20 protein-coding genes are annotated in these 16,423 nt (G+C 66.5%); 9 read left to right on the top strand and 11 right to left on the bottom strand.

Going from position 1 to position 16,423, the window contains the following annotated elements:
- Positions 1–4 precede the first annotated feature (4 nt).
- The 5 genes from NUW50_RS10755 to NUW50_RS10735 all read right to left on the bottom strand — a co-directional run bounded on the left by NUW50_RS10755 (position 5) and on the right by NUW50_RS10735 (position 5,100).
- Entirely contained in the window at positions 5–181 is a 177-nt protein-coding gene (locus NUW50_RS10755; protein ID WP_258289107.1) for a hypothetical protein, read from the bottom strand.
- Entirely contained in the window at positions 178–1,530 is a 1,353-nt protein-coding gene (gene hmgA / locus NUW50_RS10750; protein ID WP_258289106.1) for a homogentisate 1,2-dioxygenase, read from the bottom strand. Before hmgA ends, NUW50_RS10755 begins: the two co-directional genes overlap by 4 nt.
- Before the next feature lie 69 nt (positions 1,531–1,599).
- On the bottom strand, positions 1,600–2,757 hold the full coding sequence (locus tag NUW50_RS10745) for an aminotransferase class V-fold PLP-dependent enzyme (RefSeq protein WP_258289105.1): 1,158 nt from the start codon (positions 2,755–2,757) through the stop codon (positions 1,600–1,602).
- The gene (gene tdh / locus NUW50_RS10740; RefSeq protein ID WP_258289104.1) at positions 2,757–3,794 is read right to left on the bottom strand and encodes an L-threonine 3-dehydrogenase; all 1,038 of its coding nucleotides are present in this window, start codon (positions 3,792–3,794) and stop codon (positions 2,757–2,759) included. Before tdh ends, NUW50_RS10745 begins: the two co-directional genes overlap by 1 nt.
- 121 nt (positions 3,795–3,915) lie before the next feature.
- On the bottom strand, positions 3,916–5,100 hold the full coding sequence (locus NUW50_RS10735) for a glycine C-acetyltransferase (protein WP_258289103.1): 1,185 nt from the start codon (positions 5,098–5,100) through the stop codon (positions 3,916–3,918).
- A gap of 90 nt (positions 5,101–5,190) precedes the next feature.
- On the opposite strand from NUW50_RS10735, the gene NUW50_RS10730 reads away from it, so the two are divergent.
- Positions 5,191–5,622 carry a MarR family winged helix-turn-helix transcriptional regulator gene (locus tag NUW50_RS10730; RefSeq protein WP_258289102.1) on the top strand — a complete coding sequence of 144 codons (432 nt, stop codon included), beginning with the start codon at positions 5,191–5,193 and terminating at the stop codon, positions 5,620–5,622.
- A 1-nt stretch (position 5,623) separates the two neighbouring features.
- Complete coding sequence (locus NUW50_RS10725) at positions 5,624–6,799, top strand: acetyl-CoA C-acyltransferase family protein (protein WP_258289101.1); 1,176 nt, start codon at positions 5,624–5,626, stop codon at positions 6,797–6,799.
- 15 nt (positions 6,800–6,814) lie between these two features.
- On the opposite strand, the gene NUW50_RS10720 is transcribed toward NUW50_RS10725, so the two are convergent.
- The 5 genes from NUW50_RS10720 to folK all read right to left on the bottom strand — a co-directional run bounded on the left by NUW50_RS10720 (position 6,815) and on the right by folK (position 11,484).
- Entirely contained in the window at positions 6,815–7,558 is a 744-nt protein-coding gene (locus NUW50_RS10720; protein WP_258289100.1) for a pyridoxine 5'-phosphate synthase, read from the bottom strand.
- Complete coding sequence (locus NUW50_RS10715; protein ID WP_258289099.1) at positions 7,555–8,232, bottom strand: DUF2062 domain-containing protein; 678 nt, start codon at positions 8,230–8,232, stop codon at positions 7,555–7,557. Before NUW50_RS10715 ends, NUW50_RS10720 begins: the two co-directional genes overlap by 4 nt.
- Before the next feature lie 5 nt (positions 8,233–8,237).
- Complete coding sequence (locus tag NUW50_RS10710; protein ID WP_258289098.1) at positions 8,238–10,421, bottom strand: RelA/SpoT family protein; 2,184 nt, start codon at positions 10,419–10,421, stop codon at positions 8,238–8,240.
- Between the two features lie 26 nt (positions 10,422–10,447).
- On the bottom strand, positions 10,448–10,801 hold the full coding sequence (gene rpoZ, locus NUW50_RS10705) for a DNA-directed RNA polymerase subunit omega (protein ID WP_258289097.1): 354 nt from the start codon (positions 10,799–10,801) through the stop codon (positions 10,448–10,450).
- Between the two features lie 95 nt (positions 10,802–10,896).
- Positions 10,897–11,484: a 2-amino-4-hydroxy-6-hydroxymethyldihydropteridine diphosphokinase gene (gene folK / locus NUW50_RS10700; protein ID WP_258289096.1), complete on the bottom strand. Its 588-nt coding sequence runs from the start codon at positions 11,482–11,484 to the stop codon at positions 10,897–10,899.
- 100 nt (positions 11,485–11,584) lie between these two features.
- Between folK and NUW50_RS10695 the strand changes: the two genes are divergently transcribed.
- The 5 genes from NUW50_RS10695 (at position 11,585) to rnhA (ending at position 14,551) form a co-directional block, all read left to right on the top strand.
- Positions 11,585–12,157: a LabA-like NYN domain-containing protein gene (locus NUW50_RS10695; protein ID WP_258289095.1), complete on the top strand. Its 573-nt coding sequence runs from the start codon at positions 11,585–11,587 to the stop codon at positions 12,155–12,157.
- A gap of 167 nt (positions 12,158–12,324) precedes the next feature.
- A complete protein-coding gene (ispH, locus tag NUW50_RS10690) occupies positions 12,325–13,272 on the top strand; it encodes a 4-hydroxy-3-methylbut-2-enyl diphosphate reductase (RefSeq protein ID WP_258289094.1) in 948 nt (315 codons plus the stop codon).
- 63 nt (positions 13,273–13,335) lie between these two features.
- The gene (locus NUW50_RS10685) at positions 13,336–13,944 is read left to right on the top strand and encodes a LysE family translocator (RefSeq protein ID WP_258289093.1); all 609 of its coding nucleotides are present in this window, start codon (positions 13,336–13,338) and stop codon (positions 13,942–13,944) included.
- Positions 13,945–13,983: 39 nt separating this feature from the next.
- On the top strand, positions 13,984–14,106 hold the full coding sequence (locus NUW50_RS10680) for a hypothetical protein (RefSeq protein WP_258289092.1): 123 nt from the start codon (positions 13,984–13,986) through the stop codon (positions 14,104–14,106).
- Positions 14,099–14,551, top strand: coding sequence for a ribonuclease HI (gene rnhA, locus NUW50_RS10675; RefSeq protein ID WP_258289091.1), 453 nt, complete (start codon positions 14,099–14,101; stop codon positions 14,549–14,551). The genes NUW50_RS10680 and rnhA overlap by 8 nt, the downstream gene beginning before the upstream one ends.
- Positions 14,552–14,736: 185 nt before the next feature.
- On the opposite strand, the gene NUW50_RS10670 is transcribed toward rnhA, so the two are convergent.
- Positions 14,737–14,979: a GlsB/YeaQ/YmgE family stress response membrane protein gene (locus NUW50_RS10670; protein ID WP_258289090.1), complete on the bottom strand. Its 243-nt coding sequence runs from the start codon at positions 14,977–14,979 to the stop codon at positions 14,737–14,739.
- Between the two features lie 90 nt (positions 14,980–15,069).
- On the opposite strand from NUW50_RS10670, the gene queG reads away from it, so the two are divergent.
- Positions 15,070–16,107, top strand: a complete 1,038-nt coding sequence (gene queG, locus NUW50_RS10665; RefSeq protein ID WP_258289089.1) for a tRNA epoxyqueuosine(34) reductase QueG — start codon at positions 15,070–15,072, stop codon at positions 16,105–16,107.
- A gap of 85 nt (positions 16,108–16,192) precedes the next feature.
- Positions 16,193–16,390 carry a hypothetical protein gene (locus NUW50_RS10660; RefSeq protein ID WP_258289088.1) on the top strand — a complete coding sequence of 66 codons (198 nt, stop codon included), beginning with the start codon at positions 16,193–16,195 and terminating at the stop codon, positions 16,388–16,390.
- The last annotated feature ends 33 nt before the right edge of the window (positions 16,391–16,423 follow it).

The following is a 16,423-nucleotide window of genomic DNA, read 5'->3' as shown; positions in this document are numbered from 1 at the left end:
TCCCTCAATCCCCGTCGTCCGGATCGCCCCGAAGCGGATCGCCGGTCCGATGCAGCCAGAGCCCGTAGACGATCAGCCCGGCGACGGCGATGCCCAGGCAGACAACCTCCCACCATGTCGGGCCGTACAGGAACAATGCCCCCGTCACCGCGGCGACGGCGGCCCAGACCCACCAGCTCACTTCACCTCCGGTGAGCCATCGAACTTCTTGTCGATATCGGCCCAGCAGTCGATGTAGTCATCCTGAAGCGGCGCCTCTTTCGCGGCAAAGGCGGTCAGATGCTGCGGAAACCGGGTCTCGAACATGAAGCTCATCGTGTTGTCGAGCTTCTCGGGCTTCAGCGGCGCGTTCGACGCAGCTTCGAAGGGGGCCCGATCCGGCCCATGCGGCAGCATCATGTTGTGCAGCGACAGCCCGCCGGGGACGAACCCCTTTGGTTTGGCGTCATAGACACCGTAGATGTTGCCCATCAGCTCGGACATGATGTTCTTGTGATACCAGGGCGGGCGGAAACTGTGCTCGGCCACCATCCAGCGTTCGCGGAACAGGACGAAATCGATATTCGCGGTGCCGGGCTGGCCCGACGGCGCCGTCAGCACGGTGAAGATCGACGGGTCGGGATGGTCGAACAGGATCGCGCCCACCGGCGAATAGGTCCGCAGATCGTATTTGTAGGCACAGTAGTTGCCGTGCCAGGCAACCACGTCCAGCGGCGAATGGTCGATCCGGGTCTGGTGGAACCGGCCGCACCATTTGACGGTCACCGTGCTGTCGGCCTCGCGGTCCTCGAAAGCCGCCACCGGGCATTTGAAGTCGCGCGGGTTGGCCATGCAGTTGGCGCCGATCGGACCGCGGCCGGGAAGGTCGAATTTCTGGCCGTAGTTCTCGCAGACAAAGCCCCGCGCCGGGCCGTCCAGAAGCTCGACCCGATAGACCAGCCCGCGCGGAAGGATGGCGATTTCCCTGGGTTCCAGGTCGATGACGCCCAGTTCGGTGGCAAAGCGCAGGCGACCTTCCTGCGGCACCACCAGCAGCTCGCTGTCGGCGGAATAGAAGTATTCGTCCTGCATCGACTCGGTGACCAGGTAGACATGGCTGGCCATGCCGGTCTGGGTGTTCACGTCGCCCGCGGTGGTCATGGTGCGCATCCCGGTCAACCAGGTCAGCGGCGCATCACCATGCGGCACCGGGTCCCAGCGATACTGACCAAGCGAAATCACGTCATCCAGCACATGCGGCGCCGATTTCCAGTAGGGCAGATCGCGTTTCACGAACCGGCCGGTGTGCTTGACCGAGGGCCGGATCCGATAGCACCAGGTCCGCTCGTTCTGGCCGCGCGGGGCGGTGAAGGCAGTGCCCGACAGCTGTTCGGCATAGAGGCCATAGCTGCATTTCTGCGGGCTGTTCTGGCCCTGTGGCAACGCGCCCGGCAGCGCCTCGGTCTCGAAATCATTGCCGAACCCGGGCATGTAGCCCGGATGGCTGGGGTTCGTGAGCTGGCGTTTCGGCGTGTCGGAATTGAGGGTCATGGCAAGACCTCGCGTTATGCGTCTCCGGCCTATCGTTGCATATGCAACAATGTCAAGAAGCGCCGCGGGTCAGTCCTTCGACCAGCCGAAAACCGCGCCGAGCGCCGCCACCAGACGGTCGCAATCGGCCTGGGTCGTATAGCCCTGCACGGACAGCCGCACGAAACGCCGTCCGGCCCAGTCCACGACCGGAATCTCGATGCCGAACTCGTCCAGGAGCCGGTCATGCAGCGCGGCGGTGTCGCCCGGCGGCAATTCCAGCGTGACCATCTGCGGCGCCCGGAATTCGACCGAGGACAGCAGCGGGTAGCCCGACAGGGCCGCAATGCGCTCTGCGGTGCTTGTCACCAGCGCCGAACAGCCTGCAATCACCGCGTCCCAGTCATGCGCCTGGCGGAATTCGAGCGCCGCAGGCACGGCGAACCATGCGGCACGGTCGCGGGTGCCCTGAAACTCCAGCCGGTCGAGAAAGGCCGAATCGCCGAACGGGGCCGACCCGTCCTGCTCCCAGCCATGGCTGAAGACCCGAGGCAGAATTCCGGCCTGATGCTCGGGCCGGACATGCAGCAGCGCCGCGCCCTTGGGGGCCAGCAGCCATTTGTGGCAGTTCCCGGCATAGGCATCGGCACCGATGGTCCCCAGGTCCAGCGCGCCCTGCCCCGGCCCGTGGGCACCGTCGATGACGGTCAGGATGCCCCGTGCCCGCGCCTCGGCCACGGCGCGCTCCAGCGGCAGGCGCAATGCGGTGGGCGAGGTGATGTGGCTGAGGAACAGAACCCTCGTGCGCGGTGTGAACGCTCCGACAACAGTGTCTGTAAAGGCCGTTTCGCTTGCCAGCGGCAATGGCACCGTGACCTGCCGCACCCTGGCGCCGGTCCGGGCACAGAGCACCGCCAGCGTCTTGTCCATCGCCGCATATTCGTGGTCGGTGGTGACGATCTCGTCCCCCGGTTTCAGATCGAGCCCCAGCAGCACGATGTTCAGCGCCTCGGTCGCGTTGACCATGCCGACGAGATCCTCCGGCGCCACGCCCAGTTCCGCCGCCAACGCCTGCCGCACGCCCCGGTTCAGCGCCGCCAGATGCTTCGGCGCCATGAAGGCGACCGGCTGCCACTCGAGCTGCCGCTGCCAGTGCTGATAGGCGGCGAAGACCTCGGCCGGGCAGGCGCCGTAGCTGCCGTGGTTGAGAAAGCAGACCTCGGGGTCCAGCAGGAACAGGTCGCGCATCAGGTCCAGTCCAGCACGACCTTGCCGCTGGCTCCGCCGCGCATGGTCTCGAATCCGTCGCGGAAATCATCGACCTTGTAACGGTGGGTGATGACGTTGCCGATATCCAGCCCGTTCTCCAGCATCGCGATCATCTTGTACCAGGTCTCGAAGATCTCGCGGCCGTAGACGCCCTTGATGGTGATCGCCTTGAAGACGATGCGGCTCCAGTCCACCGGCGATTTTCCCGGCGGGATGCCCAGAAGCGCAATCCGCCCCCCCATCACCAGGCTTTCGACCATCTGATCCAGGGCCCGCTGGTTGCCCGACATTTCGAGCCCGACGTCGAAGCCTTCCTTCATCTTCAGCGAGTTCATCGTGTCGCGCAGCTCATGGGTGCCGACATTGACCGGCACCACATCGGCGACCTTCGCGGCCAGCGCCAGCCGGTCGGGGTTCACATCGGTGATGACCACATGCCGGGCGCCGACATGACGCGCCACCGCCGCCGCCATGATGCCGATCGGCCCGGCCCCGGTGACCAGCACATCCTCGCCCACCAGATCGAAGCTGAGCGCGGTATGCACCGCATTGCCCAGCGGATCGAGGATCGCCCCGATATCGTCGTCGATCGCATCCGGCAGCGGCACCACGTTGAAGGCCGGAAGCCGCAGATATTCGGCAAAGGCGCCCTGCTCGTTGACCCCGATCCCCCTTGTCGCCGGATCCAGGTGGAACTTTCCGGCCCGGCTCTGACGGCTGGTCTTGCCGATCAGATGCCCCTCGCCGCTGACCCGCTGGCCGATCGAGAGTCCTTCGACATCGCGGCCCATATCCACGATCTCGCCGGCGAACTCATGCCCGGTCACCAGCCCGACCGGCACGGTGCGCGCCGCCCAGTCGTCCCAGTTCCAGATATGGATATCGGTGCCGCAGATGCCGGTCTTCCTGATCCGGATCAACACGTCGTCAGGGCCGATCTCGGGCACCGGACGCCGCTCCATCCACAGCCCGATCTCGGGTTTCGCCTTTGTCAGAGCCTTCATCTCGTTGCTCATGCCCGTTCTCCCTTCTGACGATCGAACGCCAGCCAAGTCCGTGTGACCCCTGCGACCCGATCGGCTTCCTGCACCGAATCCGCCGCGACCCGTCCGGCCAGCGCCTCCCGGCTCAGCGCGCTCACGTCAGCACCCCGATTTCGCGCCCGGCCTGGCCGAAGGCTTCCAGCGCCCGGTCGAGGTCGGCCCGGGTCAGGGCCGCGTTCATCTGGGTCCGGATCCGTGCCTGGCCCTTGGGCACCACCGGAAAGAAGAACCCGGCGACATAGACGCCCAGATCATCCAGCCGCGCCGCCATCTCCTGCGCCAGCCGAGCATCTCCCAGCATCACCGGCACGATCGGATGTTCCCCGGGCAGCAGGCGGAAACCCAGCGACTCGAGCCCCTCGCGCCAGTAACCTGCGTTGTCGAACAGCTGCGCCCGCAGGTCGTCGCCGGCCTCGACGATCCGCAGCGCCTCCAGCCCCGCCGCCACCACCGCCGGCGGCAGCGCGTTGGAGAACAGATAGGGCCGGCCGCGCTGCCGCAGCAGATCGACCACCGGCTGCGGCCCGGCGACATAGCCGCCCAGGGCCCCGCCCAGGGCCTTGCCCAGCGTGCCGGTCAGGATGTCGATCTTCGCCCCGGCATGGGCCGGGGTGCCGCGCCCCTGCGGCCCCATGAAACCGGTGGCATGGCAATCGTCCACCATGGTCACGGCGTCGTATTTCGCCGCCAGCGCCTCGATCTCCTTCAGCTTCGCCAGGTAGCCGTCCATCGAGAAGACACCGTCTGTCGCCACCATGACATGCCGCGCCCCGTCGGCCCGCGCCTGTTTCAGCTGCCGCTCCAGGTCGTCCATGTCGGAATTGGCGTAGCGATAGCGTTTCGCCTTGCAGAGCCGGATCCCGTCGATGATAGAGGCATGGTTCAGCGCGTCGCTGATCACCGCGTCCTCGGGCCCCAGAAGCGGCTCGAACAAGGCGCCGTTGGCATCGAAACAGGCGGCAAAGGTGATCGCGTCATCGGTGCCGAGGAACCGGGCCAGCGCCTGCTCCAGGTCGCGATGCGCGGGCTTGGTGCCGCAGATGAACCGGACCGAGGCCATGCCCCAGCCTTCGGCATCGATCGCCGCCTTCGCCGCCGCGGCGAGCCGGGGGTCATCGGCGAGGCCAAGGTAGTTGTTGGCGCAGAGGTTCAGCATCTCGCGCTCGCCGACCCGGATATGCGCGCCTTGCGGCGAACCGATCAGCCGCTCGCGTTTCATCAGCCCGGCGGCGTCGATCTCGGCCAGGGTCTGGGTCAGATGGGTCAGGAATTCGGACATGTCGGGCCTCCTTGCGCCTGTCATAGACCGATTCCGGGCCCGGCGCACTTGGGCCTTGATCGACCGACATGAAGCGGGCAGCAAGGGGTGATGTCGGATTTTGTTCTGAGCGATCAGTTGCTCTATCAGGTGAACGTTCTGGCCGGACGCCTCAGCCGGGCCTTCGCGGCACGCTACAAGGCCGAGATCGGCTTGACGGTGCCGGAATGGCGGGTGCTGGCGCATCTCAGCCAGGCCAGTTCGGTCTCGATCCGGGAAATCGTCCAGAAGGTCGAGATGGAGAAATCCAGGGTCAGCCGCGCGGTGTCGCGGCTCGAGGCGGCAGGCTATGTGTCGAAGGCCGCCGATGAACGGGACAAGCGGCTGGTCGCCCTTGCGCTCACGCCCTCGGGGCGCGAGATGTTTCAGAGGCTGGTCCCGATGACCCAGGCATTCGAGGCCGAAATTACCGCGCAGCTGGGCGACCGGGCGGATGCGTTCCGGGACGGGCTGCGCGTGTTGTTGGACAAGGGAGACATCTGAAATGCAGGACGTGGTCATTCTGGACGGTGCCCGCACCGCGATCGGAACCTTCGGCGGGAGCCTGGCCGGAACGCCCCCCACCGAGCTGGGCGCGATCGTCGCCGCCGAGGCGATGCGCCGCTCGGGCGTCGAGCCGGGGCAGATCGGCCATGTCGTCTTCGGCCATGTCATCAACACCGAACCGAAGGACATGTACGTGTCGCGGGTCGCGGCGATGAAGGCCGGGGTGCCCGAGTCGGTGCCGGCGATGAACGTCAACCGGCTCTGCGGTTCCGGTGCGCAGGCGATCGTCTCGATCATGCAGGCGCTGAAAATGGGTGATGCCGAGTTCGGCCTGGCCGGCGGCGCCGAATGCATGAGCCGGGCGCCCCATATCCTTCCGGCGGCCCGCTGGGGCCAGAAGATGGGCGACGTGGCGGCGCTGGACATGATGCTGGGGGCGCTGAACTGCCCCTTCGGCACCGGGCACATGGGCGTGACGGCCGAAAATGTCGCCGCCGAACATCAGATCAGCCGGGAAGCGCAGGATGCCTTTGCGCTCGAAAGCCAGACCCGCACCGCGCGCGCGATTGCCGAGGGCCGGTTCGTCAGCCAGATCGTCCCGGTCGAGGTCAGGGTCAAGCGCGACACGATCAGCTTTGCCGTGGACGAGCATCCGAAACAGACCTCGGCCGAGGCGCTGGCGGGCCTGCGCCCGGCGTTCCAGAAGGACGGCACCGTGACGGCCGGCAATGCCTCGGGCATCAACGACGGCGCTGCGGCCCTGGTCCTGGCGACCGCCGCGGCGGCCTCTGCGGCGGGGCTGAAGCCGCGGGCCCGGATCCTCGGCTACGGCCATGCCGGCGTGCGCCCCGAGGTGATGGGGATCGGCCCGGTGCCGGCGGTGCGGCAGCTGTTGCAGCGCACCGGCCTGACGGTCGCGGATTTCGACGTGATCGAATCGAACGAGGCCTTTGCCGCTCAGGCGCTGGCGGTCTCGAAAGAACTGGGATTCGACCCTGAAAAGGTGAATCCGAACGGCGGCGCCATCGCCATGGGCCACCCGGTCGGCGCCACCGGGGCGATCATCACCGTCAAGGCGCTCTATGAACTGGAGCGGATCGGCGGCAAGCGGGCGCTGATCACCATGTGCATCGGCGGCGGTCAGGGCATTGCCCTGGCGATCGAGCGGCTCTGACCGCAGCGCAGAGGGTCAGGCCCTTGCGGCGTCCATCAGGCGCCGCATCTCGCGGATCGCCGGGTCGAGCCCGCGAAAGATCGCCTCGCCGATCAGGAAGTGGCCGATGTTCAGCTCGGCAACCTCGGGCAGCGCCGCGATCGGGCTGACCGTGTCATAGGTCAGGCCGTGGCCGGCATGGACCTCGAGCCCGAGACCCGCCGCGAAGGTCGCCATCTCGCGCAGCCGGGCCAGCTCGGCATCGCGCTCCTCGAACCGGCCCTCGGCGTGAAAGTCGCAATAGGCGCCGGTGTGCAGTTCCACCACCGCCGCGCCGATCCGTTTGGCGCTTTCGATCTGCGGCGCATCCGCCGCGATGAAGATCGAGACCCGGCAGCCCGCCGCGGCCAACGGCGCGATGAAATGCGCCAGCCGGTTCTCTTCGCGCGCCACGTCCAGCCCGCCTTCGGTGGTCCGCTCCTCGCGCTTTTCCGGCACCAGGCAGACCGCATGCGGCCGGTGCCTCAGCGCGATTTCCTGCATCTCGGCGGTCGCCGCCATCTCGAGGTTCAGCGGCAGGGTCAGCCCGCCCATCAGCGCCTCGATATCGGTATCCGAGATATGGCGCCGGTCCTCGCGCAGATGCGCGGTGATCCCGTCGGCCCCGGCCTTCTCGGCGATCAGCGCGGCCCGCAGCGGGTCGGGATAGGACGACCCGCGGGCATTCCGCACGGTGGCCACATGGTCGATATTGATTCCGAGGCGCAGCTTTCCGGTCATCCATGTTCTCCTGTCACTGCGGAGTCGGCCGCATCCGTCTTGCGTGATTCCGCCGCCGCGGCCGCCCGGCGCTTTTCGACCCGGGATTTCAGCTTTTTCTTCCGGCGCTTCTGGTAGGCCACCACGATTCGATGCGTCGCCATATAGCCAATAACCGCCGAAATGATGCCGGGCAGAAGCCCTCCGACCAGATAGGGCAGAAAGACCCGGCCGAACAGGTCGCCCAGCCGGTCCCAATGGGTCGGAGCCGCGGTGAATATCGCTGCCAGATTGGCCCAGAGCTGCAACGAGGCCGAGGAAAAGGCCCCGACGATCCGATGCAGCGGCATGCCGCCGGGCAGACCCAGCATCTTTGCGCCGAGTTCGACCGAGATCGTGGCGATGATCGGGAAGGTCAGCGGATTGCCGAAGAAGGTGGCCATCAGCGCCGCCAGGATATTGCCGCGCATGAGATAGGCCAGCAGCCCGGCCAGCAGGAAATGGAAGCCGTAGAACGGCGTGAAGCAGACGAATATCCCGGCGGCCACGCCGCGGGCGACGCGGTAGGGCGGGTCGGGCAGCCGCCGCAGCCGGTGGATCACATAGGAAATCGCCCGCCCCCAGCCACCGCGCGGATAGATGAAATCACGGACCCGTTGCCAGAACCCTCTTGGCGTGCGCCGCTTGAAAACCACGGTTCCTACCCCTGGCCCTGCGCCGGCTCAAGGCGCCCCGTTGCCGCCTCGGCCACGGGGGGGCCCCCGGCCTGCGGACGCAGCGACGGATCGCGGTGACGCTCGATGGCGGCGACATCGCTGTCGGCCTCGAGCGCCAGCAAGACGGCGTGCAGATGTTCGACATCGCGCAGATCGACATCGACCAGAAGCCGGTAGAAATCCGGTTTGCGGTCGATGAAGCGCAGGTCCGATATATTCGCCTTCTGCTCGGCGATCAGGGTGCAGATCCGGCCCAGCACCCCGGTATCGTTGGCGATCGTCAGGTCCAGCCCGACCGAGTGGATCGGCGGGTGCATGCCCTCGGCCCAGTGCAGATCGACCCAGCGGCCGGGCTGATCCTCGTATTCCGCCAGTGCCTCGCAATCGATGGCATGGGTGACGACACCCTGGCCGCGATAGGTAATGCCGACGATCCGTTCGCCGGGGACCGGCCGGCAGCAGCGTGCGCGGGTAAAACCCTGGTCGGCGGGCAGGCCGATGACCGAGCGGACCGGTTCAAGCCGATCCTCGGTGCGGGTCAGTTCCGGGTAGAGGCTGCGGATCACCTCTCCGGTGGTGGTCTCGGCGCTGCCGATCCTTGCCAGCAGCTCCTGCCCCGAGGCGAGGCCCATCTGCCGCGCGGCGGTGGCCAGTGCCTTGTCGGTCGCCTTCTTGCCGATCCGTTCGAAGGCCAGACGCGCCAGTTCGGCCCCCAGCTTGACGAAGCGCTCGCGGTTCTCCTCGCGCAGGCTGCGCCGGATCGCGGCCTTGGCCCGGCCGGTGACCACGATGTCGATCCAGCTGGCCTGCGGGGTCTGACCCTCGGCGGTGATGATCTCGACCGACTGGCCGTTCTTGAGCCTGGTCCAGAGCGGCACCCGGATGCCGTCCACCTTGGCACCGGCACAGCTGTGCCCGATCCTGGTGTGGATCGAATAGGCATAGTCCAGCGGCGTTGCCCCGCGCGGCAGCTTCACCACATCGCCTTTCGGCGTGAAGCAGAACACCTGGTCCTGATACATCTCCAGCTTGACCGCTTCGAGGAAGTCCTCGTGATCCTCGTCGGTCTCGAATCTCTCGGTCAGGCTCGCGATCCATTTCGCGGGATCGACGGCAAAGGGGTTCTCGCTGCGCACGCCGTCGCGATAGCTCCAGTGAGCCGCCACCCCGGCCTCGGCCACGTCATGCATCTGCCGGGTCCGGATCTGCACCTCGACCCGCTTGCCGTCGCGTCCCGAGACCGTGGTGTGGATCGACCGATAGCCGTTCGACTTGGCCTGCGAGATATAGTCCTTGAACCGGCCCGGCACCGCCGTCCAGCGCTCGTGTATCACCCCGAGAACGCGATAGCAGTCGGCCTGGTTGTGGGTGATGATCCGGAACCCGTAGATATCCGACAGGCGGGAAAAGCTCTGGCTCTTCTCCTGCATCTTGCGCCAGATCGAATAGGGTTTCTTGGCCCGGCCGAAGACATCGGCGTCGATCCCGGCCTTGTCGAGCTCGATGCGGATGTCGTTGGTGATCTTGTGGATCACGTCGCCGGTCTCGCGCTGCAGCAGGATGAAGCGCCGGATGATCGAGTTGCGGGCATCCGGGTTCAGCACGCGGAACGCCAGATCCTCCAGCTCTTCCCGCATCCACTGCATCCCCATCCGGCCGGCCAGCGGGGCGAAGATCTCCATCGTCTCCCGGGCCTTCTGGGCCTGCTTCTCGGGCGCCATCGCCCGGATCGTCCGCATGTTGTGCAGCCGGTCGGCCAGCTTGACCAGGATCACCCGCAGGTCCTTGGACATGGCCATGAACAGTTTGCGGAAGTTCTCGGCCTGCTTGGTCTCGGTCGAGTTCAGTTGCAGGTTGGTCAGCTTGGTGACGCCGTCCACCAGTTCCGCCACCTCGCGGCCGAACATGGCGGCGATCTCGGCATAGGTGGACTTGGTGTCCTCGATCACGTCGTGCAGCAGCGCGGTGATGATCGTGGCGTCGTCCAGCGCCTGTTCGGTCAGGATCGCGGCAACGGCCACCGGATGGGTGAAATAGGGCTCGCCTGATCGCCGGTTCTGACCCTGATGCATCCGCTCGCCATAGTCATAGGCGCGGCGGATCAGCCCGGCGTCACAACGCGGATTGTAGTTTCGGACCAGTGAGACAAGATCCTCAACGTCGATCATCCCGTCTCACCGTGGCTTCCTGTGCATCAGTCCTGCGACTGGGCTTCCATCAAGGCGCGCAGATAGCGCTCTTCCGACATGTCGTCCTGCGCCGGGCGGTCGGCCTCGGCCCCCATCAGAAGCGCCATGCGGTCTTCTTCCGGCTGATCGACCTCGATCTGGGTCTGCTGGCTTTCGATGAGCCGCTCGCGCAGCTCGGCGGCACTCTGGGTCTCGTCGGCAATCTCCCGCAGGCTGACGACCGGGTTCTTGTCGTTGTCGCGATCGATGGTGATCGGCGAACCGGATTGGATCTCGCGCGCCCGATGGGCGGCCAGCATCACCAGTTCGAACCGGTTCGGGACTTTATCAACGCAATCTTCTACCGTCACGCGGGCCATCAGGCTCTCCAATCGTCGAGGGGAGTGTGTGGAACGGCCTATTTAGGACGCAACCTTTCCCTTGACAAGCAGAGTCTGGTCGGCAAGCGCCGAATTCACAGGGGTTTCATCGCCGCCTTCGCATCGGATGGCAGGGCGGCGACCATTTGCCGGACGGTCAGACCCAGCAGCGGGTGGCGCCAGTCCGGGGCAATGTCCAGCAGCGGCAGCAGGACAAAGGCGCGGTCCTGAAGGCGCGGATGCGGCAACAGCAGGCGGTCGGGCGTCTCGCGCCGCTGCGCCTCGGGCGGCAGGTCGATCCAGCGCCGCAGCGTCGCGGGATCGGGCAGCACGGTCCCGCCTCGGGCCAGCAGGTCGAGATCCAGCACCCGCGGCCCCCAGCGTTGACGCCGGACTCGCCCGAACTGCGCCTCGATCCGATGCAGGGTTTCCAGCAACCGTTGCGGCGGCGGCGCATCGCCCAGACGGATCGCCGCATTCACAAAATCGGGACCGGCACCTGCCGGATAGGCCGGTGATTCGTAGAAACGGCTAATGGCGGCGATAGAAAAGTTGTTGTTTTTCAACTCGCGCAGGGCGGCATGGAGAGTTTCCGCCGGTGCACCGGCTGCCGACGTTGCGTTCGACCCCAGAGCGATTAAACTTGGGGTGACTGCATCCTCCCATTCTGGGGCTTGCGACACAGATGCCACTCCATTAGTTACCCTCGGGTTTCGCCATTGTATCCGTCCCTACCACTCACGGAAACGTCCGGCGGGCCATATATTTGGAAGGACCGGGATTATGTTCTATCGCGACGAACGGCTAGCGCTGTTCATCGACGGCTCAAATCTGTATGCCGCCGCCAAGTCCCTGGGATTTGACATAGACTACAAGCTACTGCGTCAGGAGTTCATGCGCCGGGGAAAGCTGCTTCGCGCTTTCTATTATACCGCGCTCCTGGAGAATGAAGACTATTCTCCCATTCGCCCGCTGGTGGACTGGCTCCATTACAACGGCTTTTCCATGGTGACGAAACCGGCCAAGGAATACACCGACAGCCAGGGTCGCCGGAAAGTCAAAGGCAACATGGATATCGAACTCGCCGTCGATGCCATGGAGCTTGCACCCCGGGTCGATCACATCGTGCTGTTCTCGGGTGATGGGGATTTCCGGCCGCTGGTCGAATCGCTGCAGCGCCAGGGCGTTCGGATTTCGGTCGTCTCGACGATCCGCTCGCAACCGCCGATGATCGCGGACGAGCTGCGCCGCCAGGCCGACAACTTCATCGAACTGGACGAGCTGAAGGACGTGATCGGCCGACCGCCCCGCGAACCGCGCGAGGTGATGAACGTCGATCACGAGGTCGAAACCTAGGCCGACAGGGAAGCGGCCCGTTTCAGGGCCGCCGGCGCAGGCTGATGCCCCGCACATCGTCCGGTTGGTGACGATGGACGGGCAAGACCCGCACATCGGCTACCGGCCCGGCACTGGACCTCGGCCCCGGTTTCCCCTACCCCGGCGCAGGAACCGGAGGCCTTGCGATGTCCGACCCTCTCACCCTCTACCTTGCCGCCCCGCGCGGGTTCTGCGCCGGCGTCGACCGGGCCATCAAGATCGTCGAGATGGCTCTGGAGAAATGGGGGGCGCCGGTCTATGTCCGGCACGAGATCGTGCACAACCGCTTCGTGGTCGACGGGCTTCGCGCCAAGGGTGCGGTCTTTGTCGAGGAACTGTCCGATTGCCCTTCGGACCGGCCGGTGATCTTTTCGGCGCATGGCGTTCCCAAGGCGGTCCCGGCCGAGGCCGAGTCCCGCCGGATGATCGCCGTCGATGCCACCTGCCCCCTGGTCACCAAGGTCCACATGGAAGCCGCGCGGCATTCCGAGAACGGCCTGCAGATGGTGATGATCGGCCATGCCGGCCACCCCGAGACCATCGGCACCATGGGCCAGCTGCCGCCGGGCGAGGTGCTGCTGGTCGAAACCGTCGAGGACGTGGCCCGGCTGCAGGTGCGCGACCCCGAGAAGCTGGCCTATATCACCCAGACCACCCTGTCGGTCGATGATACCGCCGGGATCGTCGCGGCGCTGCTGGCACGGTTCCCGGCGATCATCGGGCCGCATCGCGAGGATATCTGCTACGCCACCACCAACCGTCAGGCGGCGGTCAAGGAAATCGCGCCCAGGATCGACGCCCTGCTGGTGATCGGGGCGCCCAACTCGTCCAATTCGCAGCGGCTGGTCGAGGTCGGCCGGGCCTCGGGCTGCGCCTATTCGCAGCTGGTGCAGCGCGCGGCCGATATCGACTGGCGCTCGCTGGACGGCATTCGGTCGGTCGGCATCACCGCCGGCGCCTCGGCCCCCGAGACCCTGGTGGACGAGGTGCTGGACGCCTTCCGGGCCCGCTATGACGTGACGGTGGAGCGGGTCGAGACCGCGACCGAGAATGTCGAGTTCAAGGTGCCCCGCGTGCTGCGCGAACCGGCCTGAGCCGCGTTGACAGGAGCGGTGCTCCGGGCAACTGTCGGCGACCCGAACAGAAAAGGCAGCCCCGTGACCCCGGAATTCCTGTTGACCAGCTTCATCGTCTGCCTCGCCCCCGGGATCGGGGTCATCTACACCCTGTCCGTGACCCTGGGCGGCGGCCTGCGGGCCGGGCTGCCGGCGGTGCTTGGCTGCACCATCGCCACCATGCTGCATCTTGCCGCCGCGATGGCGGGCCTGGCGGCGCTGCTGCATGTCTCGGCCGTCCTGTTCCAGGCGGTGAAATGGGCCGGCGTAGCCTATCTTCTGTGGATGGCCTGGGGCGTCCTGCAGAGCCGGGGCGAGTTGAGCGTCGAGCCTGCCCGGCAACCGCGCCTGGGCCGGGTGATCTGGCGCGGTATCCTGCTGAACATCCTGAACCCGAAACTGCCGATCTTCTTTCTGGCCTTCCTGCCGCAGTTCATTCCGGCGGACGCCGGCAATCCGCAACCGCTGTTGTTCCAGCTTGGTCTCGGTTTCGTGGCCATGACCTTTGCGGTGTTCCTGCTCTATGCCCTGCTGGCCGGAACCATGCGGGCCCGGGTGCTGTCCTCGGCCCGTGCCATGACCTGGCTGCGCCGCGCCTTCGCCGCCTCTTTCGCGGCCCTCGGTCTGCGGCTGGCGCTGGAAAGGGCATGAACGCCGACCCCGAGACCGTGCGCGACCGGCTGGGCCGGGATGACGGCACTGCCGGGCCGGCGCGGCTTCAGCATCTCCGGGGTTTCGCATGGCGCGGGCAGGGGCTATGACGGCCGCCCGATCACGATCCTGAAACTTGAGGCGCTGCTGACCGATGCCTGACCTCTTCGCCTATACCGATGGCGCCTGTTCCGGCAATCCCGGCCCGGGCGGATGGGGCGTGCTGCTGCTGGCCCGCGAGGGCGACGAGATCGTGAAAGAGCGCGAACTGTCCGGCGGCGAGCCGCTGACCACCAACAACCGGATGGAGCTGATGGCGGCGATTGCGGCCCTGGAAAGCCTGTCGCGCGAGTCGGCGATCACCGTGGTGACCGACAGCGCCTATGTGAAGAACGGCGTGACCCAGTGGATTCACGGCTGGAAGCGCAACGGCTGGCGCACCGCGAGCCGCAAGGAGGTGAAGAACGCCGATCTCTGGCAAAGGCTCGACGCCGCCCGGCAGCGCCATGACGTCACCTGGGCCTGGATCAAGGGCCATGCCGGCCATGCCGAGAACGAACGCGCGGATGAACTGGCGCGGGCCGGTATGGCGCCGTTCAAATCCTAGCCAGAGCCTCGGGGCAGGCCCGCATCGCGCGGGAAATCACCCCGAAATTCCCTTGTGAGACACTGAAAAGGCCAAAGCGGCACGGGTAGCCACGGTTGTACCGGGCCGGGTGCGGCGCTGGCGCGAGCGATCCAGTGAATCGCGGCATGGCGGACCTCTTGCCGGGACCCTCCCGTCAGATGCCGTCAGCGGCGGCGCGGACCATAGGTGCGCCAGGCCCAGATCAGCAGCATCGCCCCCAGGACCGCCCCGACAAAGCCGGCCGCCCAGCCGGTGATCGTCAGCAGCACCCGCAGGACCAGCCCGCCGATCAGGGCCCCGAAGATGCCGATCGCGATGGTGGTGATCAGATCGCTTTGCAGGTTCATCAGCCGGGTTGCGATGAACCCGGCGGCGGCTCCGATGATGATGAGAGCGATGAGCGGCATGACATCCTTTCCGGTATTTCAACCAATATGGGGGCGCGCCGGGGCTTTGGGAAGCTTGCTGGCGCCGATGGCGCCTCTATGGTGGCGGCGATGGATGACCCCGCGCCCCTGAAACAGCGATTGCTGGCCCAGGCCAGGACCGAAGGCTTTGCCGCTGCGCGGGTGACCCGGCCCGACGCGATCCCCGAGGCCGCCGCGCGGCTGGCCGCCTATGTCGATGCCGGGCGGCACGGGCAGATGGGCTGGATGGCCGAGCGGATGCACTGGCGCGGCGCGCCCGACGCGCTCTGGCCCGAGGCCCGCTCGGTGGTGATGCTGGCAGAGCTCTACACGCCGCGGGAAGACCCTTTGCAGACACTGGACATGCCGGATCGGGCGACGATCTCGGTCTATGCAAGGCGCCGCGACTATCACGACGTCCTGAAGGCCAGGCTCAAGCGTCTGGGCCGCTGGCTGATCGAGCAGGCCGGCGGCGAGATCAAGGTCTTCGTCGATACCGCGCCGGTGATGGAAAAGCCGCTGGCGCAGGCGGCGGGGCTGGGCTGGCAGGGGAAGCACACCAATCTGCTGTCGCGCGAGCTGGGAAGCTGGTTCTTCCTCGGCGCGCTCTTCACCACCCACGAGCTGCCGCCCGACGCGCCCGAAAGCTCGCATTGCGGCAATTGCACCGCCTGTCTCGACATCTGCCCCACCGGCGCCTTTCCGGCGCCCTATCAACTCGACGCGCGGCGCTGCATCTCCTACCTGACCATCGAACATCGCGGGCAGGTGGCGCCGGAACTGCGGGCCAGAATGGGCAACCATATCTATGGCTGCGACGATTGCCTTGCCGTCTGCCCCTGGAACAAGTTCGCCCGGGCCGCCAGCGAGGCGAAATACGCCGCCCGCGACGATCTGGTGGCTCCCCGGCTGGACGAGCTGGCCGGCCTCGACGATGCCGCGTTCCGGCAGCATTTCTCGGGCTCGCCGATCAAGCGGATCGGTCGCGACCGTTTCGTGCGGAATGTTCTCTATGCCATCGGAAATTCGGGTCTGAAAAGGCTGAAACCGGCTGCCCAGGCGCTGCTGGACGACCCCGACCCGCCGGTCGCCGACGCAGCCCGATGGGCGGTGGATCGCCTCGCTTGACGCAAAAGTGTTGGAGAATGGCCACATCGGACCTATCTTGAGTTTCCCGGGGCCACGGCCCCGCAGAAAGGACGGAGGTATACCGATGTCGAAACATATCCTGGATCGCAGCCGCCCCGAGGACGGAAGCCGCGCCGAACGGTTCGCCGAGATCGAGCGGCTGAACGGCCCGGAAGGGTCGAGCAGGGCGGCGCGGCTGCTGCGCCAGCGCCCAAGGGACCGCAAGGACAGCGCCCGGGCCGCATATTTCGCCCGGATCGAGCGCAGCGCCGGCGGGCTCTGACAGCGCTGCCTAGCCTCACTGACTGACGCCCAG

Origin of the sequence: Frigidibacter sp. ROC022, assembly GCF_024723735.1 — a bacterium.
Lineage (GTDB): Bacteria > Pseudomonadota > Alphaproteobacteria > Rhodobacterales > Rhodobacteraceae > SLM-1.
Note: the sequence above shows the minus strand (reverse complement) of the source record. Positions and strands in the feature narration are given on the sequence as shown.